The organism is Paenibacillus polymyxa M1 (genome assembly GCF_000237325.1).
Classification (GTDB): Bacteria; Bacillota; Bacilli; order Paenibacillales; family Paenibacillaceae; genus Paenibacillus; species Paenibacillus polymyxa_C.
In genome coordinates this window covers 4,281,419-4,307,232 of record NC_017542.1, presented here as the reverse complement: position 1 = coordinate 4,307,232, position 25,814 = coordinate 4,281,419, and the positions used below count along the sequence as shown (strand labels likewise).

At 46.7% G+C, this 25,814-nt stretch carries 20 protein-coding genes; 15 read left to right on the top strand and 5 right to left on the bottom strand.

The genetic code is table 11. The annotated features are described in order from the left end of the window. Window positions 1-85: 85 nt before the first annotated feature. The 5 genes from PPM_RS19420 (at window position 86) to PPM_RS19400 (ending at window position 11,047) form a co-directional block, all read left to right on the top strand. Window positions 86-6,850 carry a WIAG-tail domain gene (locus tag PPM_RS19420; RefSeq protein WP_013372511.1) on the top strand — a complete coding sequence of 2,255 codons (6,765 nt, stop codon included), beginning with the start codon at window positions 86-88 and terminating at the stop codon, window positions 6,848-6,850. Window positions 6,851-7,007: 157 nt separating this feature from the next. After that, entirely contained in the window at window positions 7,008-7,487 is a 480-nt protein-coding gene (locus tag PPM_RS19415) for a hypothetical protein (RefSeq protein ID WP_013372510.1), read from the top strand. Window positions 7,488-7,661: 174 nt separating this feature from the next. Next, window positions 7,662-8,372, top strand: coding sequence for a response regulator transcription factor (locus tag PPM_RS19410; protein ID WP_013372509.1), 711 nt, complete (start codon window positions 7,662-7,664; stop codon window positions 8,370-8,372). Between the two features lie 2 nt (window positions 8,373-8,374). Beyond that, on the top strand, window positions 8,375-9,754 hold the full coding sequence (locus PPM_RS19405) for a sensor histidine kinase (RefSeq protein WP_013372508.1): 1,380 nt from the start codon (window positions 8,375-8,377) through the stop codon (window positions 9,752-9,754). A gap of 225 nt (window positions 9,755-9,979) precedes the next feature. Then, a complete protein-coding gene (locus PPM_RS19400; protein ID WP_013372507.1) occupies window positions 9,980-11,047 on the top strand; it encodes an ABC transporter ATP-binding protein in 1,068 nt (355 codons plus the stop codon). A 144-nt stretch (window positions 11,048-11,191) separates the two neighbouring features. Here PPM_RS19400 and PPM_RS19395 read toward each other — a convergent pair whose 3' ends face one another. Beyond that, window positions 11,192-12,475, bottom strand: a complete 1,284-nt coding sequence (locus tag PPM_RS19395; protein WP_013372506.1) for a pectate lyase family protein — start codon at window positions 12,473-12,475, stop codon at window positions 11,192-11,194. A 443-nt stretch (window positions 12,476-12,918) separates the two neighbouring features. On the opposite strand from PPM_RS19395, the gene PPM_RS19390 reads away from it, so the two are divergent. Then, window positions 12,919-13,656 (top strand): cyclase family protein, encoded by a 738-nt coding sequence (locus PPM_RS19390; RefSeq protein ID WP_013372505.1) that lies wholly within the window; start codon window positions 12,919-12,921, stop codon window positions 13,654-13,656. 123 nt (window positions 13,657-13,779) lie between these two features. Here the strand turns inward: PPM_RS19390 and PPM_RS19385 are convergent, their stop codons facing one another. Then, window positions 13,780-14,193, bottom strand: a complete 414-nt coding sequence (locus PPM_RS19385; protein ID WP_013372504.1) for a DUF4183 domain-containing protein — start codon at window positions 14,191-14,193, stop codon at window positions 13,780-13,782. 441 nt (window positions 14,194-14,634) lie between these two features. Between PPM_RS19385 and PPM_RS30435 the strand changes: the two genes are divergently transcribed. Beyond that, window positions 14,635-15,258 carry a DUF4183 domain-containing protein gene (locus tag PPM_RS30435; protein WP_013372503.1) on the top strand — a complete coding sequence of 208 codons (624 nt, stop codon included), beginning with the start codon at window positions 14,635-14,637 and terminating at the stop codon, window positions 15,256-15,258. Between the two features lie 39 nt (window positions 15,259-15,297). On the opposite strand, the gene PPM_RS19375 is transcribed toward PPM_RS30435, so the two are convergent. Then, the gene (locus tag PPM_RS19375) at window positions 15,298-15,594 is read right to left on the bottom strand and encodes a putative 12-oxophytodienoate reductase-like protein 1 (RefSeq protein WP_016324633.1); all 297 of its coding nucleotides are present in this window, start codon (window positions 15,592-15,594) and stop codon (window positions 15,298-15,300) included. A gap of 243 nt (window positions 15,595-15,837) precedes the next feature. Here PPM_RS19375 and PPM_RS19370 point away from each other — a divergent pair, with 243 nt between their 5' ends. The 3 genes from PPM_RS19370 (at window position 15,838) to nfi (ending at window position 17,865) form a co-directional block, all read left to right on the top strand. After that, on the top strand, window positions 15,838-16,422 hold the full coding sequence (locus PPM_RS19370; RefSeq protein ID WP_013372500.1) for a TetR/AcrR family transcriptional regulator: 585 nt from the start codon (window positions 15,838-15,840) through the stop codon (window positions 16,420-16,422). A 74-nt stretch (window positions 16,423-16,496) separates the two neighbouring features. Next, window positions 16,497-17,078 (top strand): NAD(P)H-dependent oxidoreductase, encoded by a 582-nt coding sequence (locus PPM_RS19365; RefSeq protein ID WP_013372499.1) that lies wholly within the window; start codon window positions 16,497-16,499, stop codon window positions 17,076-17,078. An 82-nt stretch (window positions 17,079-17,160) separates the two neighbouring features. After that, complete coding sequence (gene nfi / locus PPM_RS19360) at window positions 17,161-17,865, top strand: deoxyribonuclease V (RefSeq protein WP_013372498.1); 705 nt, start codon at window positions 17,161-17,163, stop codon at window positions 17,863-17,865. A 91-nt stretch (window positions 17,866-17,956) separates the two neighbouring features. Here the strand turns inward: nfi and PPM_RS19355 are convergent, their stop codons facing one another. Together PPM_RS19355 and PPM_RS19350 are read right to left on the bottom strand one after the other, a co-directional pair. Next, a complete protein-coding gene (locus tag PPM_RS19355; RefSeq protein ID WP_013372497.1) occupies window positions 17,957-18,286 on the bottom strand; it encodes a hypothetical protein in 330 nt (109 codons plus the stop codon). Between the two features lie 253 nt (window positions 18,287-18,539). Next, on the bottom strand, window positions 18,540-19,733 hold the full coding sequence (locus PPM_RS19350; protein ID WP_013372496.1) for a glycoside hydrolase family 5 protein: 1,194 nt from the start codon (window positions 19,731-19,733) through the stop codon (window positions 18,540-18,542). 337 nt (window positions 19,734-20,070) lie between these two features. Between PPM_RS19350 and PPM_RS19345 the strand changes: the two genes are divergently transcribed. From PPM_RS19345 to PPM_RS19325, 5 genes are all read left to right on the top strand, one after another. Then, a complete protein-coding gene (locus PPM_RS19345; protein ID WP_013372495.1) occupies window positions 20,071-21,093 on the top strand; it encodes a substrate-binding domain-containing protein in 1,023 nt (340 codons plus the stop codon). A 317-nt stretch (window positions 21,094-21,410) separates the two neighbouring features. Continuing rightward, window positions 21,411-22,661 (top strand): PTS ascorbate transporter subunit IIC, encoded by a 1,251-nt coding sequence (locus PPM_RS19340; protein ID WP_013372494.1) that lies wholly within the window; start codon window positions 21,411-21,413, stop codon window positions 22,659-22,661. Between the two features lie 73 nt (window positions 22,662-22,734). Then, window positions 22,735-23,076 carry a cupin domain-containing protein gene (locus tag PPM_RS19335; protein WP_013372493.1) on the top strand — a complete coding sequence of 114 codons (342 nt, stop codon included), beginning with the start codon at window positions 22,735-22,737 and terminating at the stop codon, window positions 23,074-23,076. A gap of 257 nt (window positions 23,077-23,333) precedes the next feature. Beyond that, a complete protein-coding gene (locus tag PPM_RS19330) occupies window positions 23,334-23,777 on the top strand; it encodes a HEAT repeat domain-containing protein (RefSeq protein WP_013372492.1) in 444 nt (147 codons plus the stop codon). Window positions 23,778-24,053: 276 nt separating this feature from the next. Further along, entirely contained in the window at window positions 24,054-25,814 is a 1,761-nt protein-coding gene (locus tag PPM_RS19325) for a cache domain-containing sensor histidine kinase (RefSeq protein WP_013372491.1), read from the top strand.

The window sequence follows — 25,814 nt, the reverse complement described above, 5'->3', positions numbered from 1 at the left end:
AAAGTGAATCTCTGTACAGGGTGGCAAGTGCCTAAGGGTCTGCATATGATGCTGTAACGATAAACATGAGAAGGGAGAGAGCTGCTTGAAGAACAAGAGCCGCAAAACCAACAGAAACAAAAAGCCGCTCTATCGTGTAATTGACCCGGATATGAATGAGTTAAGTATGATACAACGCTCAAAACCACTGCCTGCGGAGAGGGAGACAGAAGCAAGACTTCATCAAGTTGCTTCTCCGCCTCCCCCAACTACAGAGGAGTCGGAGCTACAGACAGTTATCGAGCCTGAAGTCGAGGCTCTGCACGAGAAAGAGATTGAGGTTGCAGATGTAGAGGAGACTCCAGCTTTTATGGAAGAACCCCCACTGCCAGAGCTAGAACCAGAGCAAGAACTAGATCCAGAACCGGAGCCGGAACCAGAACCAGAACCTGATCCAATTGATGTGGAAGAAATTTTGAACAATAAGAAGGCTCCGCATGTAAACAATGCTTTCATCTATACAGACGATTTGAGTGATTTCGCTGTGACAGGTGAAAAGATCGCTCCCGCTTCCATAGATTCCAGCAAGCTGAAACAAGAGAGTATCCAAACGGAATTTCTAGCAGATTATGCTGTTCATACAATTAAAATAGCTGACGGTGCTGTGACTGCTTCGAAGATTGCTCCCGACTCCATTACGGTTGAGCATCTGTCGGACGCATCCGTGGCAGGCAGTAAATTGCAGGATCGCTCTATTAGTGGTGAAAAACTTCGTGATGGCAGCATCACTCCAGAAAAGCTGGCGGATAAAATTATCAGCGGCGATCATATTGCCAATGGCTCGATTGAAAGCCGTCATTTCAAGCAATGGATCGTGTCTTCAGATATGCTTCAAGATCAGTCGGTCACCTCCGATAAAATTCGCAGCGGTACGATTCAATCGAACAATTTGGCGAATGAAGCTGTTGATAGCTCCAAGCTGGGCGATCAGTCTGTGACCACCTCCAAACTGCGGGATGGGGCTGTGGATGGAACTAAAATCCAGGCAGGCAGCATTGAGAGCGCACACCTGACTGAGCATGCCGTTCATGCCCGGCACCTAGCTCCGGGTTCGATTAATCGCAAGCAGCTATCCGACGGACTAGTGGGCAGGGAACAATTGGAGGAAGGTGTTGTCAGCGGGCGTCATCTGGAGTCTGAGGCAGTCACCAGTACGCACATTCAGGCAGGAGCGATTGAAAGAAAGCATCTCAGTCCTGGCTCCATCGGGGAAGAGCAGCTTGGAACGGGCCAAGTAACAGCCCGGCATATCGCGGATCGGAGTATTCAATCCAATAAACTGGCAGATCAGTCTGTAGGCTCATTGCAGATTGTTGATCAATCCGTCACTTCATCCAAAATATCGGATCAGAGCATTCTCCCACACAAAATTGCCGATGAGGCAGTACTTACCAGACATATTGCAACAGCAGCCATACAAGGACCCCAGATTTCTCCAGAGGCAGTTTCTTCCGTGCATCTTCAATCCGAAATTATTCGGAAAGATCATATTGCACCAGAGGCGGTTACGGAGCAACATTTGCATTCCGGGGCTGTGACAAGCGAGAAAATAGGGAAGGGTGCAGTTCTGGATCACCATGTGGCGAATCAGGCTATCAAGGAAAATCACATCGCTTCGAGCGCTATTAAGTCTGACAAAATCGCTGACGAGGCGGTTATAGAAACTAAAATTGGCACAGGGGCGGTAACCGGAAATAAAGTTGCGTCTCAAGCCATTACCCACGTACACATTGCAACGGGAGTAATCCGTGAAAACCACCTTGCCGACAACAGTGTGGGCGGAAAGGCGTTGCAGGCTCAATCGGTGGATTCAGCCCATTTGGCCCAGAGCTCTGTACAGAGCAAGCATCTTGGGGAAGACAGTGTCGGAACCGCGGCGTTGCAAGAACAGTCCGTTACCGCAGACATACTAGGCGAAGGCGCTGTTCATACCGCGCATTTGGCCAGTGGTGCGGTATACTCCCACCATTTACAGGATCATGCCGTTACTTCGTTGAAACTATCGCCAGAAAGTGTGGCTACGGATAAAATTAATGATTTGGCGATTACTGCGCCTAAGCTAGCTGAGGGCAGTGTCACTTCCTCCAAGCTGTCTGCTCGTTCGGTGCAGCCATGGCATATTACGGATAAAGCAGTACTGAGCAACCATCTGGCTGTTGAAGCAGTGGAGGCGAATCATCTCGCGCCGGAATCCGTCACCTCCAACCATTTGCAGTCTGCTTCGGTCCAAACCAAACATCTCGCCCCAGATAGTGTGTCCGGCCATGCACTTCAGTCGGAAAGCGTCACTTCCGAGAAGTTAGCGGCTCGGGCTGTGCAGGCTTCCAACCTGGCGGAAAACAGCGTGGGCCCTAGGCATTTGGCTGCACAGTCTGTACAAACTAAACATTTGGCAGCAGGAGTAGTAGAGGAAACGATATTAGCCCATAATGCTGTGAAGTCTGAGCATCTTGCAGCAGAATCCATCCAATCAGAGCATTTGCAAAGCGAGATCATTCGGGAAGAGCATATTGCACTGCAGGCCATATCGACTGATGCTTTGCAGGATGCGTCTGTTACGTCCGATAAATTAGCGGATGAGGGTGTGACTTCCACCAAGCTGTCAGCCCATGCAGTGCAGTCCGGACATATTATGGACGAAGCTGTACAAAGCAACCACTTGGCCGTGGCGGTTGTGGACTCAACACATCTGGCATCTGGAGCGGTCACCTCGGTGCACCTACAGGCCTCCTCGGTGCTAACGAGACATTTGGCTCCGGATAGTGTGTCCGGTCGTGCACTTCAAGCGGAAAGTGTAACCTCGGAAAAGCTGGCAGCCCGCTCGGTACAAGGAATGAACCTTGCAGAAGGCAGTATCGGCCCTTCACATCTATCTGTGCAGTCCGTACACACGCGGCATTTGGCAGCTGGAGCGGTACAGGATAGAGTGCTGGCAGAGGGAGCGGTGAAGTCCGTGCACATTGCCCCGGAATCGATCCAACCACACCATCTGCATACTGAAATCATTCAGGGCGAGCATATTGCATCCCAGGCCATTTCGACCGATGCTTTACAAGATGAGTCTGTGACATCTGACAAACTGGCAGATGAGGGCGTGACTGCCGCCAAGCTGTCGGCCCACTCCGTACAGTCGTGGCACATTACAGACGAAGCAGTGCAAGGAAATCATTTGGCAGCAGAATCCATCCAGTCGAACCATCTGTCACCGGAAAGTGTCACTTCAGCCCACTTGCAGTCTTCGTCAGTGCTCACGAGCCATCTGGCCCCGGATAGTGTGTCCGGCCGTGCACTACAAGCGGAAAGCGTCACCTCGGAAAAGTTGGCAGCCCACTCGGTGCAAGGAACGAATCTTGCGGAAGACAGCGTCGGCCCGTCACATTTGTCTGCACAGTCGGTACACACCCGACATTTGGCAACTGGCGCAGTACAGGATACAACGCTGGCAAAGGGAGCAGTGAAGTCGGTACACATTACCGCGGGGTCAATCCAGCCGCATCACCTGCACACAGGAAGCATTCAGAGCGAGCATATCGCATCCCAGGCCATATCGACCGATGCTTTGCAGGATGCGTCTGTTACCTCCGATAAATTGGTGGATGAGGGTGTGACTGCCGCCAAGCTGTCGGTCAACTCGGTACAGCCGTGGCACATTACAGACGAAGCAGTGCAAGGAAATCATTTGGCAGCAGAAGCCATCCAGTCAAGCCATCTGGCTTCCGAATCCGTTACCTCTCGCCATTTGCAGACTTCCTCAGTGCTTACGAGTCATCTGGCGCCAGATAGTGTATCCGGTCGTGCACTACAGGCGGAAAGCGTCACCTCGGAAAAGCTGGCAGCGCGCTCGGTACAAGGGACGAATCTTGCGGAAGGCAGCATCGGCCCGTCCCATTTGTCTGCACAGTCCGTACACAGCCGGCATCTGGTAGCCGGAGCGGTACAGGATAGAGCGTTGGCAGAGGGAGCAGTGAAATCCGTGCATATCGCTCCAGAATCGATCCAATCGCACCATCTGCACCCTGGAACCATTCAGGGCGAGCATCTGGCATCTCAGTCGATATCGACTGATGTTTTACAGGATGAGTCTGTGACATCTGATAAATTGGCCGATGAGGGTGTGACTGCCGCTAAGTTGTCGGCTCACTCGGTACAGCCGTGGCACATTACAGATGAAGCAGTGCAAGCTAATCATTTGGCAGAAGAGGCCGTTCAATCGAGTCATCTGGCGCCGGAATCTGTCACCTCAGCCCACTTACAGTCTTCGGTGATACTTGCGAGTCATTTGGCGCCGGATAGTGTATCCGGTCTTGCGCTACAAGCGGAAAGCGTCACTTCAGAAAAGCTGGCAGCACGCTCGGTGCAAGGGAAGAATCTTGCGGAAGACAGCGTCGGTCCTTCGCATTTATCTGCACAGTCGGTACACACTCAGCATTTGGCAGTCGGCGCAGTGCAGGATACAGCGCTAGCCGAGGGGGCAGTGAAATCCGTGCATATTGCCCCGGAATCGATCCAGTCGCATCACCTGCACCCTGGAACTATTCAGAGCAAGCATCTGGCATCCCTGTCGATATCGACCGATGCATTACAGGATGAGTCCGTTACGTCTGATAAATTAGCGAATGAGGGTGTGACTGCTGCCAAACTGTCGGCTCACTCGGTACAACCGTGGCACATTGCGGACGAAGCAGTGCAAGCCAATCATTTGGCAGAAGAGACCATCCAGTCGAGCCATCTGTCACCGGAATCTGTCACCTCAGTCCACTTGCACTCTTCGGCGGTACTTGCGAGCCATCTGGCCCCGGATAGTGTGTCTAGCCGTGCGTTACAAGCGGAAAGCGTCACCTCGGAGAAGCTGGCAGCCCACTCGGTGCAAGGAACGAATCTGGCGGAAGACAGCGTCGGCCCGTCCCATCTGTCTGCACAGTCGGTACACACCCAGCATTTGGCAATCGGTGCAGTACAGGATACGGCGCTAGCCGAGGGGGCAGTGAAATCCGTGCATATTGCCCCGGAATCGATCCAGTCGCACCATCTGCACCCTGGAACCATTCGGGAAGAGCATATCACATACCGGTCGATATCGACCGATGCATTACAGGAAGAGTCTGTTACGTCCGATAAATTGGCAGATGAGGTCGTAACTGCCGCCAAAATATCTCCACATTCCGTACAGCCATGGCACATTACGGATGAAGCAGTGCAAGCCAATCATTTGGCAGAAGAGGTCGTTCAGTCGAGCCATCTGTCACCGGAATCTGTCACCTCAGCCCACTTGCAGTCTTCGGCGGTACTTGCGAGCCATCTGGCCCCGGATAGTGTGTCCGGCCGTGCGCTACAAGCGGAAAGCGTCACCTCGGAGAAGCTGGCGGCCCACTCGGTACAAGGGGCGAATCTTGCTGAAGGCAGCGTCGGTCCTGCGCATTTGTCTGCTCATTCGGTACACACCCAGCATTTGGCAATCGGTGCAGTACAGGATACAGCGCTGGCAGAAGGGGCAGTGAAATCCGTGCATATTGCCCCGGAATCCATCCAGCCGCACCATCTGCACCCCGGAACCATTCAGGGCGAGCATCTGGCATACCAGTCGATATCGACTAATGCTCTGCAGGATGAGTCTGTTACGTCCGATAAACTGGCAGATGAGGTCGTGACAGCTGCCAAAATATCTCCACATTCCGTACAGCCGTGGCACATTACGGACGAAGCAGTGCAAGCCCATCATTTGGCAGAAGAGACCATCCAGTCGAGCCATCTGGCGCCGGAATCCGTCACCTCAGCCCACTTGCAGCCTTCGGCAGTGACGATCCAGCATATTGCGCCAGGGAGTGTATCTGTTCACGCGCTCCAGGCAGGCAGCGTGAACGCTGAGAAGCTTGCGCTTCGGGCGGTGCGAGCTTCGAATCTGGCGGAAGCCAGCGTAAGCTCCGTACATTTGACAGAACATGCCGTGCAAGCCCAGCATTTGTCCGATGGAGCGATTCAAGAGTCAGCACTGGCAGAGGGGGCAGTGCAGTCCCGCCACATTTCACCGGATTCTGTCCAATCCGAGCATTTGCAAGCAGGAGCTATTCAGTCACAGCATATCGGCTGGCAGGCGGTGTCAGAGGAAGCTATACGGGATGGAGCGGTGACGTCCGGCAAACTCGCAGATGGAACGGTGGAGTCCCGCCATGTGGCTGAGGAGGCAATTGAAGGCCACCATATTGCAGAGGAAGTCATTGATTCGCACCATCTGAAACCCGGCTCAGTAACACTGAATCAATTGTCCACAGATATTCATCTCTCGGGACTTTTGCCTGAGGAAGGAATCAGTGGCGACAAACTTCAGGCAAACAGTATATCCCGCAGCCATCTGCAGAATCAGGTCGTCGACAGTGAGGTGCTGAGCCCAGAAGCTGTAGGTCCAGAGCATCTGCAGGCTGCTGCGGTACAAAGTCATCATGTGGCAGAGCAGAGCATCGGAGGTCATCATCTGGTAGAAGGTTCCGTGGGCTCACGTGAGCTGGAACTGAACGCAGTGACACCAGAGCATTTGAGCATCACCCCGGTCCGTACTTGTGCAAATCAGCCTGCATTGCAGCAGTTTGGCAGAGCGCCGTTTCTTTTAAAGGGAAGCGAAGGAGAGACAGAAGTAACCATTGTATTCGGGGAGCCATTTGTGAACCCGGATTACACATTGGTAGCGATGACGAACCATCCTCTCTTCCATGCGACGCTGAAATCTCAGACGACTCATGGAGCGGTGATCGTCGTAACCAAGTGGAGTGAAACCGCGCATAACTACGGTATTGTTTCTTGGATTGCCATCGGTTAGTGGAGATGATGGTTGCAACACTTATAGCGTGCAGACTCATGTATTTTTCAGATACAGAGCTGCACGCTTTTTCATATACTTTTCACATATTTGTTCCACAATTATCCCGAATTCTCCTGATAAGCTAAAGATACTTTAAAGGAGAGGTGATTCAATCATGAAAAAATGGACTAAAAATGCAGCAGCCGTATTGACCGTAGTAAGTGTACTGGGAGGAGCAAGCAGCGCATTCGCCGCTACAGCAACCACAACTCCAGTCACCACTGCACCAGCCATCAAAGCTCCTGCGGTTACGACTCCTGCTAGCAAAACACCGTCAAAAGCGCCTGCAACGAAAACACCTGTGGTGAAAGCACCTGTTAAAAAAGCTCCTGCCAAAAAAGCCAGTGTGAAAAAAGTGGCAAGCCACAAAGCAAAAGCAGTGAAAGCAAAACACCGCACAGTTAAACATCATGCGAAAAAACATAATGCTGTTCAACGCAAGGTAGCGGCACATAAAACTCGTGCACAACATGTTGTATCTAAAAAAGTAACCCATAAAGCTCCAGTAAAAAAAGCAGTCCCAGCTAAAACAGCTCCAAAAACGGTGAAAACAGCTCCAAAAGCAGCAGCTAAAGTAGTAACAAACAAAAAATAAGGTAGAAGGTAGAAGTTAGTTAGCTTTCAGTTCACCTAGCATATACAGCAGCGATTCATGATAAGAAAAGACGGGACCGGGAACGGTATACCCGTCTTTTGTCTATTCTGTGGGGCTTCTGATAAGCTTAAGAAAGGATGCTAGCATTCAGAACAACAGCAAGGAGTTAAGGCTATGACAAAAATAGTAGTAGTAGATGACGATGTATTCATTTTGCAACTAATATCTGAATATTTGAAAAAAGAGTCCTACGAGGTAACTTCCTTTTCCAGTGGGAAAACACTGGTAGAGCATATCCGAACCAACCGTCCGGATTGTCTCGTGCTTGATATTATGATGCCAGGCATTGACGGGCTTTCTCTATTGACTCAGCTTCGTGAGTTTACAGAAATGCCAATCATTATGATCTCCGCGCGCGGAGAGGAAAATGACCGCATCCATGGGCTGGAATTGGGATGCAGTGACTTTCTGACCAAGCCCTTTAATCCAAGGGAGCTGGTGGGAAGGGTCAAAGCGATGCTGAGACTGAGCAAGGCTGGAGCGTCTGCATCTGATGACAAACAAGCAGCAGAGGGCGCAAATCTTTGCCATGCAGGCAATCTGTGCATTTTTGCTGACTTTCGTAAAGTTACAGTAGACGGACGAGCGGTGAATTTGACCTCACGTGAATTCGATCTGTTGCTGTTTCTTGCGAATCATTTGGAACGGCCTTTTGGCAGAGAGCATTTGATTCAGCAGGTGTGGAGCTATGATTTTATAGGAGATGTGAGAGTCGTAGATGATCTGGTCAAACGTATTCGCAAAAAGTTGGCAGAATACCACTCCACACTCGTCATTAATACGGTATGGGGATTTGGATATAAAGCAACGGTTCAGGAGATGTAGCCATGCGTACGATGAGAGCCAAAATTCTGCTGTCCCTGTCCATTGCAATGCTGATTACTGTCTGTATTACGGTGGTCTTATTTATCAGGCTCATCGATGACATTCTGGTGAATCAGGCCAAATCCAAGCTCCATGAGCAGGCACGCAAAGCCGTCCATATTATGAGTGACGGGGGCTTTGATCGACTGGATAATGCTGAACTTAACTATGTTATCAAGGGTGTGCTTTTATCTGCCGATTACTTTATTTTAAGCACGGATAACCGCATCATCGACTCCAGCGTCTCTGGAATGGAAGGCAAAAAGCTCGAGCGTTTGCTTTTGACCCGCCAGGGCTTTTTTGCATCGGTTCATCCGTCTGCCCACGATCTGGTTACTACACATGAAGGCGTTGCTGTCCTTCAAGGTAAAAAGATACTGTTTACGAATGAAGAATTGCCCGGACAACCTTTTCGGATCTTTGTATACTCACCCTTATCTTCTTTGAGAGCACTCTATGTACCATTAATGAGAACCACGCTGCTGTCGATCGTCGCGAGTTTTCTGGTGATTCTCGTTATTGGTCTGATGGTTGTTTCACGTCTGGTGCGTCCGCTCAAGCGATTGAAAGAGGCGGTAGGCAACTATGAGCCGAATCAGCCGCAGGATAGTGATTTTCCGCAGGCGGACAAAAGCGAAATTGGCGAACTGATAGGCACCTTTCATTCCATGTCCGCCCGCATTCAGCAGCACCACCACAGCCAAATTGAATTTCTACAAAATGTATCACACGAGCTAAGGACACCGTTAATGTCCATTCAAGGCTATGTATATGCCATTCAGGATCAAGTAGTATCGCAGGACGAGGGACTGAGCATTATTAAAGTGCAATCCCAGCGATTAATTGATATGGTGGAAAAGTTGCTTCAGCTATCGAGGTTGGAGGCGCTGAATGAGGAATGGCCGGTCTCTTTGATTGATCTGAGAAGTATGGCGGAGGACGCTGTTCATCTGTTGATGCCGATGGCCAGCGAACGCTCTATCTCGCTGCGAGTGGAGGGAGAGGGTCTGCATGTGGCCGTTCCGGCCGAGCAATTATTCCGTATGATATTGAATTTGCTGCAAAATGCAGTTCGACACACCTCCACAGAGGTAGTCATTCATTTGGAGACGGGGACAACACCGGAGGTTGTGTGGGTTATGCATGTAGATGATGATGGGGAAGGTCTAACCGAATCTGAAGCAGCCGAGGTGTTCGGAAGATTCTATACCGGATCAAATGGTGCGACGGGACTAGGATTGGCCATCTGCCGTCAAATAGCCTCCCGACTGAATGGAGAATTACTTTGTACACGATCGCCATTAGGTGGGGCACGCTTCAGCTACATTCAACGCATGTCATGACGCATGTTATAAATGAGGCAAAAATGGTTAAAAATGATCAATTTTTCGCTAAAATGTGCCATTAATTTGACATTGCATGATAGGTTTTTGGTGATATTTTAGATATTGCTTGACTGGCAGGTACTAAAATGAGTAAAATTATTCGTATATACCTTGACTCATGAACGTCGTTTTTTTAGATAGTGGTCAATAATAGTGATGAATAATAAATGAAAGAGTGATGAGATGAACCGCCTTTTGGAAGTGAAGGACTTAACGATATCTTTCAAGACCCGTCAGGGACTAGTGCAGGCCATTCGTGGCGTAAACTTTCATGTCAATAAAGGAGAGACGCTGGCGATTGTCGGTGAATCCGGCTCAGGCAAAAGCGTAACCTCACAAGCTGTTATGAAGCTGATCCCGACTCCTCCGGGCGTTTATCAAAAGGGTCAAATTATGTTTGACGGACAAGAGCTGATTAATAAAACGGAAAAGCAGATGCAAAAAATTCGTGGTAAGGAAATTGGTCTGATTTCTCAGGACCCTATGACTTCACTTAACCCGACGATGAAAGTTGGTAAGCAGATCACGGAAGTGCTTTTCAAGCATGAAAAGATATCCAAGGACGCTGCTCGCAAGCGGGGTATTGAGTTGCTGAATCTGGTAGGTATTCCACATCCTGAACAGCGTTTTAACCAATATCCGCATGAATTTAGTGGCGGTATGCGTCAACGTGTCGTCATTGCAATGGCATTGGCTGCTAATCCGAAACTTCTGATTGCCGATGAGCCGACGACTGCGTTGGATGTAACCATTCAAGCTCAAATCTTGGAACTGATGAAGGATCTTCAGAAAAAAATTGATACTTCTATCATCTTTATCACTCATGATCTCGGTGTTGTGGCGAAGATGGCGGATCGCGTTGCTGTTATGTATGCAGGGCAAATCGTGGAAACAGGTACGGTTAATGAAATTTTCTATAACCCAAAACATCCATATACATGGGGACTCCTCGCTTCCATGCCTAGTTTGGACAGCCATGGTCAGAAGCTGGCTGCGATCCCGGGAACACCACCGGATCTGCTTCACCCACCTGTAGGGGATGCGTTTGCAGCCCGTAGTTCTTATGCCATGAAAATTGACTTTGAGAAAGAGCCTCCACTCTATCAATTGTCTGATACACACTTTGTGAAATCATGGCTGCTTCATCCAGATGCACCTGCGGTTGAGCCACCAGAAGCGGTGAAGGCTAAACTTCGCAAGCTGGATAACGCATTTGAAAAGCCAGTTTTAGTTGAACAATACGGCAGTTAAAGCACGATATCATTTGTAAATAATCAAATAATAAATAAAAAAAGGCTGTTTCTCCGTGTGAATTAATATTACGGAGGAACAGCCTTTTTGGTGTAACACCACAGGTTGTATGAGTCTGTGGTGATTTGTATTAGACGGCAGCGCTTACAACTTGCCGGAACCGGCTTGGGAAGTGACTTCTGTCTTCACGCTGGCGGATGGGGAAATTTTATCGTTCAAGGATGGCTTCCAGCCTACAGAGGAGCTAAGCCCCGCGCTGGAGCCTGCGTTTACGGCCTGTCCATTCAGAAGTGTGCCAGTGTCTGACAGGGCAGTTCCACCAAAAACAGTCACAATTTTGGCTGCGGACAGTCCCGCAACGTCAATGACATTGTTTTCAGCAAAGATTTTAGAGGCTTTGCCCGCGCCCCATATATACAGTGTAGGGTATTCAGAGCGTTTTACATCACCTGTATAGTAATTGTTATATAGATGGACTTGTCCATAACGTACGCGCGGTGTGCGTTGTACTGTATTCTCATAATAATTGTGATGCAGGGTTACACGTAAAGCCCCTTCATCCGCTGTTTTACTGTCGCTGTTGCCGATAATGGATGTTTTGTCATGATCGTAAAAGTGATTGTATGAAATGGTAACCAGATCACCTTGGTTAATCACATCGAGCAGTCCATCATGATGCTGGTATTCTTGACCGTAGAAGGTGCCGTTTCCGCTATCGGGGTGAGCCCCGTCATTGAACGTATTGTGATCCACCCATACATGCGTGGCTCCGTTAATTGTAATGCTGTCATATTCTGAATTCCAATTGCCTGTACTGCCATCAGTTGGGTCCCATTGTGGGAAATAATCGTAGGCATCCTGAAACTCAATATTACGGATAATGACGTTGTCTGTACCCTTTTTTAATTGGAAGTTTGCACCATTAATGACGGCATTGTTGCCCAGACCGACAATCGTTGTATTGGATGGAATTTCAATAACGATACGACTGGCTTGATTCTTCTGTGATGCCTTACGTGCATCTTCCAATGTACCAGAAGGAACCTTTTTCCCCCATGTAGACGGATCATACGCCTTGAGATACGCATTGAAATCATACTTAGAGTCCTTGTAATCGTTCAATCCTAATGGTTTATTATTGTCATCGACGTTAGCATTGATTGTACCTTTGACATAAATAATTTTAGGTGTAGTGTTGCTGCTCTTGCCTAACGCATCGACAAGTTGTTTACGGTTCGTTACGGTGAAAGTATTGGAGGAAGTAGCAGCAGCTCCACCTGTTGTGCCAGTAGAAAAGGCGGCCCAGCCGTTTTTGCTGCCGAGTGTCTCCTTGCCAATATCGCTGGCTGCATGAGCAGGTGCACCCATAGGAGCCAGAGTAGCGAACAATAACACGGCTGCGATTCCGAGTGAACATCTCTTTTTCATAAAATACCTCCGTATATTGGATAAATGGAGTAGACGAACGAAGGGAGTCCCGGGTGCTCCTGTAGTTTCTACATGTTCTATCATACTTTGTGTTCCAGTATTTGTTAATATAATAAAAGTTACATACTAAAATTTTTGTCGAATTTTTTATATAATTCAATAGAGCCCTTCTTTTTCCAATCAAAACGCATATGCCAGAATGAAAACGTTAACAATCATACCGAATAGAAAATGTATATATGATTATATGGAATTTTCCTGGTGAATTTCTTTCAAAATCAGTCTGTTCATCTTCATATTAAAGCAAAAGAAAATTGAATGGTTTTTCTCGTAATGTTAACGATTTCAAGCCAAAATACGAAGGGGAAGGACAGGGGATTTATAGATTTTTGCAGCATCCTCAGGTACAATGCTTGTAATAAAGCTGAGGAGGAATGGGCATCATGGCAGAGTATTTAGCAGATATCCTGAAGTTGTTGAAGCAAAAAGAGTGGGTGGACTTGTCCCATGCCTTTTATCCCGAAATTCCCCATTTTCCGGTTTTCGATAATGTTCAGGTGGATACCCTGTTTACCCACGACGATGGCTTTTTTGTAAAACAATACTGCTTTCCAGGGCAATATGGAACTCATATCGACGCCCCCGTTCATTTTGTGAAGGGTAAACGTTATTTACATGAGCTTTCGTTGAAGGAACTGGTTTTGCCGTTGGTTGTCATTGACCGTTCAGCAGCCGTTGCAGCCAATTCCGACTATGAGCTTACGGTTGCGGATATTCTGGATTTTGAAAAAGAGCACGGACGGATTGCCGATCAGTCCTTTGTCGCCTTTCGTAGTGATTGGAGCAAGCGTTGGCCTGATCCTGATGCCTTCTCGAACAAGGACAACGCTGGAGATGCACATTGCCCGGGTTGGTCGCTGGATGCGCTGTGCTTTTTGGTAGAGGAACGAAATGTTGCTGCTATTGGACATGAAACACTGGATACTGACTCCTCTGTAGCTTATCGAAAAGAGGGTAAGCTGGTAGGAGAATATTACATATTGGAGCAGGATCGATATCAAGTTGAGGTGCTGACGAATTTGGACAAGCTGCCCCCGAAGGGTGCAGTCATTTATAATATTGTACCGAGCATTCAGGATTCTCCGGGATTTCCGGTGCGCTCCTTTGCTATTTTGCCTTAATCTTGAGCTTAAAAGACCGATTCAGATCTGGACATCTGAATCGGTCTTTTTCTAGCATATACGGGGTAGTGTACAGCGTGAATGACCATTCAGTCCGGCTTGGTTCAAAATCATTGAAACGCCTTATGTGATAATCGTTACGGTAGGGGCAGAGATGGTAGGCTGAGTTGTGATAGTAGAGGTTGTGCCGCTAAAATCAGATATTTCTATGACAGCGGGGACACCTGGTGTAATATCTACGGAGGCAATGACCAGACTTGCCGTGGTTAGGGTGAATAAGGAGCTCTGCTGAATAACTCCGTTAATATAATAATTAGCAGAATCAGTAGCCGTTAATGTTGGCAAAGCAACGACTGGAGCATCGGCGTCATCTACGAAGCTGGCAGCAGGAATAGTTGTTGTTGTTGCTCCGATCATCCCGGCTGTAATGGTTGCAAAAAAACGAGTCACGGCTGGGGTTACAGTCGTGCTTATGGCACCACCAGTAGCTACTGGAGCAGTAGCTACTGCTGTGTATACAGGTTTTATGATGGGCATCGTTTTCATCTCCTTTCTTTACTGGGATGAGCCACTGCTGGCTCTTAATCAATAAATGATTTTTCAACCTATTCGGAAACGGCATATGAACCTTCCTATTAATAATAGGGTAAATGGAGAAAGCCCTATTTTACTGCGCAAAAAATGAAAGCGAATACTTGGAATCTGCATGCTACAAATGCCTAAGACCCTAATGGGAGATGTGCATACAATACATAAGCATGAGAGGAGGAGGTGTGTACGGCTGTTATGAAAAGACGCGATGCATCACTAAGGAGGCAAGGAAAGAGACCGGTACATTGCAAGATCAACAAACGAAAAAAGTGCAAGCCCCGGTATTCATTCAAAGGTAAAACAAAAACGGGGCTCCATGCTCAAAAGCATCCAAAACTAATTATTATACAACGACGCTTCAGAAATACTCCTGCTAAACGGAAGAGGATGGAGCATACAGGAAAGCAAGGTCTGCCAGGCGAAGCCGGGGTGACAGGAGCGCCAGGAGTACCGGGAATTGCGGGAACACCAGGAATACCTGGAATACAGGGTCCAGCAGGAACACAGGGAGCACCGGGAGTGCCAGGTCCAGCTGGGGCTCCCGGTAGTTCAGGCGCAACAGGTGCACCTGGTCCTACCGGAGCACAGGGCATACCTGGCCCTACCGGAGCCCAAGGCATACCCGGTTCTACCGGGGCACAAGGCGTAACCGGTCCTACTGGAGGCCAAGGTATAACTGGTCCAACAGGTCCGGCTCCTGACATCTCCAATGTTGAAATTGTCCCTAGGGCTGAGCGGTATTTTTATTTTACTCCTGATCCGATTGAATCTTCAGTTACGATTATGGCGGATCAATTTTCTGTAGATGGTGTGCAGGGGGCTTTTCAAAGGTTTCATGTCGGAAGCAATAGTTATGCCAATCTGTATATTAACGGGATGTTACAAGAAAGAACGTTGTTCAGCTTGACACCTTCATCGCTGACGATTCACCTCAGCGAAGGGGAGACTATTTCCTCCGGCACACCTATTATTGTGGAAATTGTTCAATTTAGTGTGCGATACAGTGCATGACATTGCTTACGATGAATACTTCATGTGATGGACATTATTTTAAAACCAAAAATGGTTATAGGGTGCAGATCCTTCAATACGAACACCGAGTTGCTCGGCTGCCTGTCTGGGCCAGAATGGATTTAGCCAGGAGCGTCCGACATGCCAAAGCTGGAGACCGGCTTTAGAGCCTTGGTCATGGATGGCCTGCACCACTTTTTGCAGCGGGGAAATGTGCTCGTCGCTCCATATGCCAAGGCTGCCCGAATCTTTTCCCTGCTGGGTGACTGCATGCACTTCAAGCATGATTAGCCCGACTTGTCCTAGCGCCGAGCGCCGTAATGCAGCGTATGCCAATCGGTTGCCTTTTCGTCCTCTTTATTTACGGTTCAGAACGCCCGCTTTTATTCGGTTACATATGTATTTTATAGGAATAAAATGAGGCGATACACGTATCATTTAACGTATTCATGACCATTCACTTATAAAAACATGGTATTTTAGGTTTATTACGATGGATTTTAAATTCAAGCATACAGACAGGTTGAAACTGTATAAATATGATTTGCAATTTGGTTAGCAATCACTTACTATAATCCTATGAATAAGAAAACACATGTAGACAGTAAAAAGAAGGATATTCTGCAGGCAGCGATGTGCTTATTTGCAACCAAAGGAATTGATGGGATTTCGGTCAAAGAAATTGCAGAGGCTGCCGGTGTGACAGATGCCGCGATTTATAAGCATTTTAAGAGTAAAGACGCGATGGCCTTGGAGGTATTCGGGCAGTATTGCAATAGCTACACCACCTTAATTGACTTTTATCGCAAGCAGAGTGGGAGCTTTCTCAGTCGTTTCCACCAACTGGTGGATGAAGTGCTGAATATGCATGATGAGGACCAATATGGATTGCTTCTACTATCACAGCATCATGAGCTGTATGTTGAAGCAAGCCAGAACCAGAATGTGCGTCAGCCGCTGGAGGCGTTGACTGAATTCATCGAACAGGGGATTCAACAAGGTGAACTGCCTAAGCAGGATGTTCAGCTATCAGGTGTGCTCATCATTGGAGCCATTACACGATTGTCCGTGTCTAGCCTGGAAGGTGAACTTCCACAGCAGCTGGTTCCATTTGCCGTAGAGATCAAACAACGTTTAACTGCTTTATTAAGTAAAGGTCAGTAGTGACCTTTTCTTTTTAAATATAAAGTTAGTGTTTTCTAACTAAAATCATAATATGAAGGTAGGAAGTGGCTTATATGTCTAAAAAAATATTGGTGATTCAGGGGAATCCGGTCGCTGACAGTTATGGAGAAGCGCTGGCTCAAGCCTATGTAAAAGGAGCCGAAGGCGCAGGGGCTGAGGTTCGCTTATTGCAGCTGTCCGCGTTGGAGTTTAATCCAAATCTATCAGGTGGATATCGGAATAAATTGCCGCTAGAACCTGATTTGATTCAAGCACAGGAATGGATTAAATGGGCAGAACATCTCGTTTTTGTCTTTCCGATCTGGTGGGGCAGCTTGCCTGCGTTAATGAAGGGATTTATTGACCGTACCTTTATGCCGGGATTCGCGTTTAAATATCAAAAAGGAAAACCCTTGCCTGACAAGCTTTTAAAGGGAAGAACAGCCCGCCTTATCAGCACGATGGATGGTCCGCACTGGTATTACCGATTTTTCCAAGGACAGCCTGGGCACCGGATGATGAAGGATTCCACGTTACATTTATGTGGAGTCAAACCAGTACGTTCTACAACCATTGATCTCATGAATAAGAGGACAGAGCAACAGCGTAACGAATGGCTGAGCAAGGTCGAGCAGCTAGGTCATAGCATGAGCTAGGTTTTCGCCATCTCAGTAGCAAACACGCTGATCCATTAACATACAGAGGACATTCGGAAAACTACATTCTAAGAGGATAGAAATGAGGCACAGAAAAATGGAACCAATCATAAATCATGAATGGGATCTAGATGAAAAAGAAGCGGTGAAATTACAGCAGGAGTTATCTTTAAAAGTTACAAAAGAAGATCGATTCCCTGAAATTCAATATGTTGCTGGGGTAGACGTGGCATACAGTGAACAAAGTGATCTCTTAGTTGCGGCCATCGTGATTTTAGATGCTAGCTCATTACAAGTAGTGGAATCCATAGTGGTTGAAGATGCTGTCCATTTTCCCTACATCCCCGGATTGTTTTCATTCAGGGAGCTGCCGCCTATAGTAAAAGCATTGAAGCAAATCAAGACCTCTCCTCAGCTGGTGGTCTGTGATGGACAAGGAATTGCCCATCCTAGACGATTCGGATTAGCCAGTCATTTAGGTGTTATATTTGATATTCCTACAATTGGATGTGGTAAAACGAGGCTATGGGGTGAATTCGAAGAGCCATCTCAAGAACGAGGGGCATGTTCGTTATTAATGGATCGTGAGGAAATTATCGGTAGGGCGTTAAGAACCCAGGACAACATTAAACCTCTGTTTGTATCCGTAGGACATCGTATTTCATTAGAAACGGCCTGCAACTGGATATTAAAGCTTTGTCCACAATATCGCTTACCTGAGACCACTCGACAAGCTGATCAGCTTGTGAGAAAAGCTTTATCACAAATAAACCAGGGGAGTATCTGATCATAATCGATCTACATAAGGAAAAAACACCACAGTGGAGCAACTGGCTCGCATTGTGGTGTTTGGAATAGCTCATGTTTTACAATCAACGTTATATAAATATCGATGCAACGATTAAAATAAATCCGATCGCTAGACCGGCAGGGCCCCAATAATGCATAGGGATAAAAAACAGACTGTGCTGGGTTCCCATTCGATAGCGTTGTCCTGTTTCCATATCAACGAGCACCTTGTCCGAGTCGGCGTTAAGTGCTTTACCCAAATACCAGATAATAACTCCCGACACAATGAACACAAAAGCCATCGGCAGCCGGGAATCTATGGAGTCAAGCCCAAGAGCGGATACTAAACTGCCGACAATAACGAATAAAATTCCTGGAATAATGATATTTAAAATACCAAAGCCCTTCCAAATAATCACATGAAAACTTCCTTCCTAATTATGTTTACGTTCATGGTGAGTCTCTCGTCGAAATGATTTTCACATCCAACATATGTATTTATCGGTTAAAAGAGAGATTTAGTTTACAATATGACCCATTCATTAGGGAATTTACAATGTGTAAAACTGGAAAATGAAAAAAGCCGTTTCTCCACCTTTTCGTAGTCCCAGCACAAGCTGGACTGAAGGAGGAAAAATCGGCTTTTTTAATAAACGGATTGAAGTTCTGTGCCTATTCGGCGCTTGCTTTCACTTGCTCTGCTATGAAATTTACAGGCTTCATAATCCGGCTCAGCATGTCCTGCTTCGGACGGTTCCAGGTAACCCAGTCATCCAGCAGCAGACCACCTGTATCGCCGCTATTCGGATTCAGGGACCAATACGTAAAGTACAGGTTATTGGCACCAATATAGTCTACGAGTGCATTTTGCCATTTACCCTCAGCGGAAGACGAATCAACATTGCGACCGCCGAATTCACCGACCAGCACCGGAGCTATGTTTTGCTTACTGATGTAGCCCCAGGTTTGATCCCAGATTGCTGGCAGGTTGGACGGGAAGGTTGAATCGTTGAACCATGGCTGCGAAGACACACCAGGACCGTAGTCATGTGGTGAATAGACGACACGGTTCGGTACGTCCAGAACGACAGGATAGTTGGCTACACCTGTCAGGTTGCCGCCCCACCAATATTGGCTGTTGTTGCCTTGTACATTATGGTCCACACCTTCTACCAGAATCAGCCAATTCGGATTCACAGACAGAATGGCATTCCCTGCACGCTGCGCCGCGAGACGCCAGTCTGTGGAAACATCGCCTGTTCCCCAGCTTGCCTGACCGTGCGGTTCGTTGTGTAAATCTGCACCAATGACGGTAGGATTGTTTTTATAACGTTCAGCTAACATCTTCCAGTCGCTGATCCAGCGGGACTCAGGGTACTGAGAGGTATACCATAGCTCGGATTGTCCACCTGAGCCTGGGCGGTGACGGTCAAGGATAATCTGAATACCGCGTTGTCCAGCTTTTTCGATCAGCTTGTCCATAATTTGAATCGGAGTCAATCCGACCAGATCAGGATTTTTGTAGTAATCAATACTGTCCGGACGAGAGCTGGAATCCAATAACTGATTGCTGTAAGGCAGACGGATGAGATTATAACCTTCCTTCTTCACCTGATCCAGCATGTCGTCCATTGAGCGGCTCCACAGTCCATGCAAAGTGTAATTAGGGGTTTCTAGACCAAACCAGTTCAGACCGTTAAATGCGGCCTCTTTCCCGGATTCATCTACAATCTTGTTTCCTTGGGTATGATAATATCCTTTCACGCTGGCTGCATCTGCCGAAGGTGGAGTGTACCCATACAGTGTGAAGCCCATGACGAGGGAGGCAATGACGAAAAATGTTTTTTTCAACCCTTTTTTCTTCATGATTCTTGCTTCCTCCTTTATATAAATGATATTGTAACCGATTACAATTTCATTTTATGTTCAAATCTTCCATCAAACAAGTTCATAAAATTTGTATATTTTTAAGATTTCGTTCAAAATTATTAGTTTTGCGACAAGGGATATTTAGGTTAGGGGGTCTAGCATTTGTGGGGCTGGATTATGGGGTGAGGCACGTTCCAACTCACATTTATTATATTTTCCTCCTGTAAAAGAAGGTATATAATAAAGGAAATTCACATTACATACAGGTTGTAGAGTACATACAGAGTTGAAAATGAACACATGCCTAATACGCAATATAGAAAGGGGGGGAATCATGGTAACCACGATGAAAGAAGTCGCAGAACGTGCAGGGGTGTCGAAGAGCACAGTTTCACAGTTTCTGAATAAAAGATACAACTATATGAGTGAAAGCACCAAGAAGAAGATTGAGCAAGCGATTGAGGAGCTCAGTTATATTCCCAATGAGGTGGCGCGCAGTCTCAAGCAAAAGAAGACCTTTATTGTGGGGGTTATTTCTTCAACTATTTTGTCGAGATTTACAACAGAAATCGTGCGCGCAATTGAAGATGAATGCCAACTGGAAAATGTCCAGGTCATTGTCTGCAATACTGATGATGATTCGCTCAAAGAGAAAAAGTACGTCCAGTCGATGATTGCTCGGCAAGTGGATGGACTTATTATTTTTCCGACAGAAGAGAACAAAAAATTATATGTTTCCCTTGTTAAAAGTGGCTATCCGTTCGTGTTTGTCGACCGAAAAATCGATGAAATCAACGTAGACACGGTGCTGTTAAATAATGAAAAAGCTAGTGAGCTTGCGGTTGAAGCACTGATTGAGCATGGTCACAAAAACATCGGCATCATCACGTTTCCCCTAGGCAAAAAAGCAATTACCACACGAAGTGAGCGGCTGTCCGGCTATAGAAATACGCTCGGCAAACATGACATATCCGTGCATGAAAACTATATCAAAAGCGGCAGGCTGGATGAAATGTCTGATCTTATTAGACAACTATTTCACATGGAGAACCCGCCCACCGCAATCATTGCTACGAATGACATGATTTTGGAGCAGGTGCTGATCTATGCCAAAAATAATCATCTGACCATACCTAATGATTTTTCCTTGATTGGGATAGATGATGTATCCTTTGCATCTTTTTATAATCCGCCGATCACTACCGTTTCCCAGCCGAGTTTTGAAATGGGGAAAAGAAGTGCGAGGCTACTGCTCGATAAAATTGATCAAAAAGAGCAGGGGCATGAGCAGCTGTCAGAAATCATCCGATTGAATCCGGTCATTAACCACAGAGAATCTGTCCAAAAGTTAAATTGAATAATTGGAATAAGTATTTTTTTCTTTTTTTGAAAACGTTTTTATAAATTCTATTGTAAAAGGAAAATAAAGAGCTATAATGATCTTATGATTCGAGTCATGAATACCCTTTCTGGTAGTGTTGAGTGTAGTGATGACTGCAACTTAATAAAGGAGAGGAGTGAACCATAAACGGAAATTTATGATTGGATTTGTGATATAATTCACAAAAAAAGTTCTACTTCTTTTTACATTCCCGGAAGGGAAATTTTTTTCAAGCATTACTAAATCGATTTAGTAAGAATGAAAAATAAAAGAAAAGAAGGTCGGAGATCACTATGGAAATGTTTATGAGCATTATCAGGGAGCCATCCATCATAATTGCGATTGTGACATTACTCGGTCTCATATTCCAGAGGAAGAAAGTATCCGAGATCATAACGGGAACTACCCTTTCTTTCATGGGCTTTACCATGATTAAGGTCGGAGGCGGAATTTTAGGAGGCGTGCTCACCAACTTCAGCCAAATATTTTCTTTTGCGTTCAACCTTAAAGGTGTCGTACCAAGCAATGAAGCTATCATGGCCCTGACCATTGATCAGATCGGGGCGGATGCTGCGCTCATTCTACTTTTTTCCATGATCCTTAACATCGTGCTTGCGCGCCTGACCAAGTTCAAGTACATTTATTTGTCTCTCCACTTGATTTTGTTCATGAGCTTTGCCGCTACAGCCGTTATGAAAGGTCTGGGTCTCAGTTCGCTAACTACAATCATCGTTGGTTCCTTGGTCATTGGGAGCTATATGGCAGTGTTTCCTTACCTGCTCCGAAATGCCAGCAAAAATATTATCAAATCGGATGAATATACAATTGCTCATGCTTCCATGACTTCTTACATTCTCGGTACCTATTTAGGAAAAGTTTTAGGCAATCGTGAACATGACACCGAAAATGTAAAAATAAATGACCGCATCAGTTTTTTGCGTGATCCCAATGTGGCAACAACCTTGACGATGCTGGTGCTTTTGTTGGTATCTGGACTGGTTGCTGGTTCTGAATATGTCAGCAAATTATCTAACGGCAAAGAATACCTCGTCTTTATCCTCGAACAATCAGCCACTTTTGCTGCTGGCTTGTATATCGCAAAAGCAGGTGTTAAGCTGTTCACGACTGAAATTGTACCCGCTTTCAAGGGGTTCTCCCAAGTGTTCGCACCTGGAGCAGTTCCTGGGGTGGATGTTCTGGTACTGTTCGACAAATCACCCAATTCCGCGTTGGTAGGCTTCTTGGTCAGCTTTTTCACAGGTGTGGCCTGCGTTTTTGTTTTCCCGCTTATTGGATTGCCTGTTATTGTACCGGGGATCATGGCCTGTTTTCTCGCTGGCGGTGCAGCCGCGATATTTGGCAATTCCAGCGGTGGTTTTAGAGGGGCAGTCATTTCCAGTTGTCTTAATGGATTCTTGCTATGTCTGCTGCCGGCTCTCACCTTGCCGCTCTTTTCTTTTTTGGGTGCCGACGGAGTGACATTCGCCGATCCCGACTTTACAACCCTTTCCGGATTACTTTGGCTTATTTTCCGCTGGTTTTAAACTAAACCGATTTATGAATTTTTAAAAATAACTCATCTAAATAAATTGGGTTCTAAATGAGGAGGAATGATTCATGTTTTTTAATGACCAAGATATTCAAATGGATACAGTAGACAGTAATACGACCCGGAAAGTGCTGGCGCACAGTGACCAGCTTATGTATATCAAAGTGATGTTTGCTAAAGCCCAAACTGGGGAAATCCTGTTGCATAAGCATGTCCATGAACAAGTCACTTATGTTTTGAAAGGAAGCTTTAAGTTCATGATCGATAATGGGCAAACCAAGGAAGTGCAGACTGTTAAAGAAGGAGACAGCATCCATTTTCCATCCGACACTCTTCATGGCTGTATCCCGCTGGAGGATGACGGAATTTTGCTAGATGCATTTACACCAGCACGTGCCGATTTTCTATAAATTTTCTCACTAAATATGGCTATTATCGAGCATGCCGTATATAAAAAAACTGTACCAACGCAGGTTCCAGTTGTTAATCTGCACCAGTGAGCCTGAGGCGGAGCCTTGGGTTCTTTCTTGTTCATATTATTGGCTGTGGGTCCAATGCACTTCATAATGATCTTTTTTAGTAGAAGACCTGCAAGTATGTTATATTTAACAAACGGCAATCGTGATGAACAGCAGTGTAGTGATTTTTAGAAAAGGATGAGATTATTTTGGAAAACAACGAAACTCAGCAGGAATTTGCAGAAGTATATGAGCAGCTTAAGGTGGCTGCCAACCGAACCTCCGATTGGAAAGCGCGTCTAGCAGCGGTGAATGATCTGGGTGCATGGAAGAACCAGCAGACGATTGACTTGCTGACGCACCGAATGAATAATGATATGGTATATGCCGTTCAGGAAGCTGCTTACCACAAGCTACAGGAATGGGGCGAAAACGTACAGCCACCTGTGCGCAAAGAGGGTGAGCTTGTTAAGGGGCTGACGAAGATACTGGTGCGCATTAAAAAAAGCCTGCCAGCCGACCATACCTATAACGATTTTCGCGAGAAGCTGCACAAGATGAGAGTCGATATTTATGACGTATATGAAGGCGACAAGGGTGCTGAATTTGATCAGTGGCTGGAGCAAAAATGGGCTTCGTTATCCACAAGATAATGTCTGAACCCTGCCATTGAATGTAACTTTGAGGGATTGCTTTGGTAATGCAGATGAAGTCTTAACAAGGATAAGGTGTTATCTTTGTTAAGGCTTTTTTTAATATACATCGTTATTACGTGTTATGATCAAACGCAATGATTTCAAAGAGGGCTGGCCGTTTTAATTAATCTCTGCTAAAAAGATGCCAACAAAGGGGAACGATGCGCTAGAATAGAAAAATAGAAAGCGTTATCATTATCAGCTTTTCTGCGATGATTCAGGGGGAGAAGGCTTATGCGTTCAAAGTTTCAACCATTAAACACGTTGCGTAATCAGATCTTTATCGGCTTTATATTGGTAATGCTCATTATGATGAGTGTGGCGGGAGCGTTTATTTATCTTAATGTCTCTCACCTGTTGAAAGACAGTGCCGAACGGCATATTGGTCAAACCGCAGTACAAGCAAGCGGCAGACTGGATGCATTAATCGGCCAGATGGACAGCCTGACGGAACAAGTGGCGAATCATCCATCTGTTCAGCATATTTTGCTGGAGGAGCGTAATGGGGGCAAGGTGACTTTCGGACAGCGTCAATCGCTACTGCAAGTGATGCATAGCTATCAGGCTTATATGCCGAGCGTTGGCTCGCTGGAGCTGTATACCGCTGAAGGGAAGATGTTGTTTCCGATTAGAGAAGGCAGTCTGGAGGATCGTATCGGACAGGCGGACATTCGGGAAGCCAATGAGATGAAAGGCAGGCTGGTCTGGATCGGCATAGATCCTGAAAATCCCCAGTCGCTGCTGGCGATTCGGCAGGTGAGCCTGGTGGATCGCTGGTTTTCACGCGGAGGATATCTGATTACCCGCATGGAACGAAGTTATTTTGGGCTAAATGGTACGTCAGCGACCCAAGAAGAAGCAAATGAAACTATGCTGCTTGTAGATCGTCGAGGGCAGCTGCTGTCGGGTGAGCCTATGAGTCAGATTAATTTGTTAGATGTATTGCACAGCAAGACACAGACGGTTCATATTGGAGAGCGCGAGTATGTGAAGGCAGTTCAGCAATCGGAACGGACCGGCTGGTCGCTGCTGATCCTGATTCCAGTTAGCGTCGTCACAGACGGAATTACGGTTTTACGGACGACACTTATTATTTCGGCGTCTCTAGGTGCCGTGTTATTCCTGTTCATGTCCTTTATGCTGTCAACGTTGATTACCAGACCGATAGGTCACTTGATTCAGGCGATGCGCCGTTCACGGGAAGGAGCGTTGGCCTTGAATCCTGAACCTGCAGCAGCGGTTGAATTACAGGAATTAAATGCAGAGTACAACACGATGATTGTCGATATCAATGAATTGATCCGTGTCATTTGCGAGAAGGAGGCTTTACAAAGCCAGACCGAGCTTAAAGCACTGCAAGCGCAGATCAACCCGCATTTTCTTTTTAATACGCTAGATGCATTCAATTGGTCGCTGCAAGAAAAAGGAGAGGAGGAGCTTGCCGGGCTGATGGTGTCCATGTCGCGGCTGTTTCGTTATGTGATCGAACCGGCTCACCATGACTCTTGGGTGACACTTGGGGAAGAAATAGCACAAGTCCATCGTTATCTGGAATTGATGGAGATGCGTCTGGGCGAACGTCTGAGCTGGCAAATTCATATGCCACCAGAGGCAGCAAGAATTCCGCTTCCTAAGCTGCTGATCCAGCCCATTCTAGAAAATGCAATCTTACACGGTGTCGAAAATCGTATCGGCAATGGCCGTGTTGAAATTCGAATCACTCCTTCGGCGAGGTTGGGTTGGACTAGGATCGAGGTTGTAGATAACGGACCTGGAATGACACAGGAGGAACTTGCAGCTGTGCGTACAGCGTTGATCGAGGGATCTGCCTGTCAGAGCAAGGGAACTGGTATGGGACTGGTTAATGTGCAGCGCAGGCTTGCTCTCTATTATGACAGTGCATCTTATCCAACGGACGGCGTGCTGATCTACAGTGCTGTGCAGGAAGGAACGGTGGTCGCTTTTGAAATTCCTGATGAATACGGGGGGCGGTAG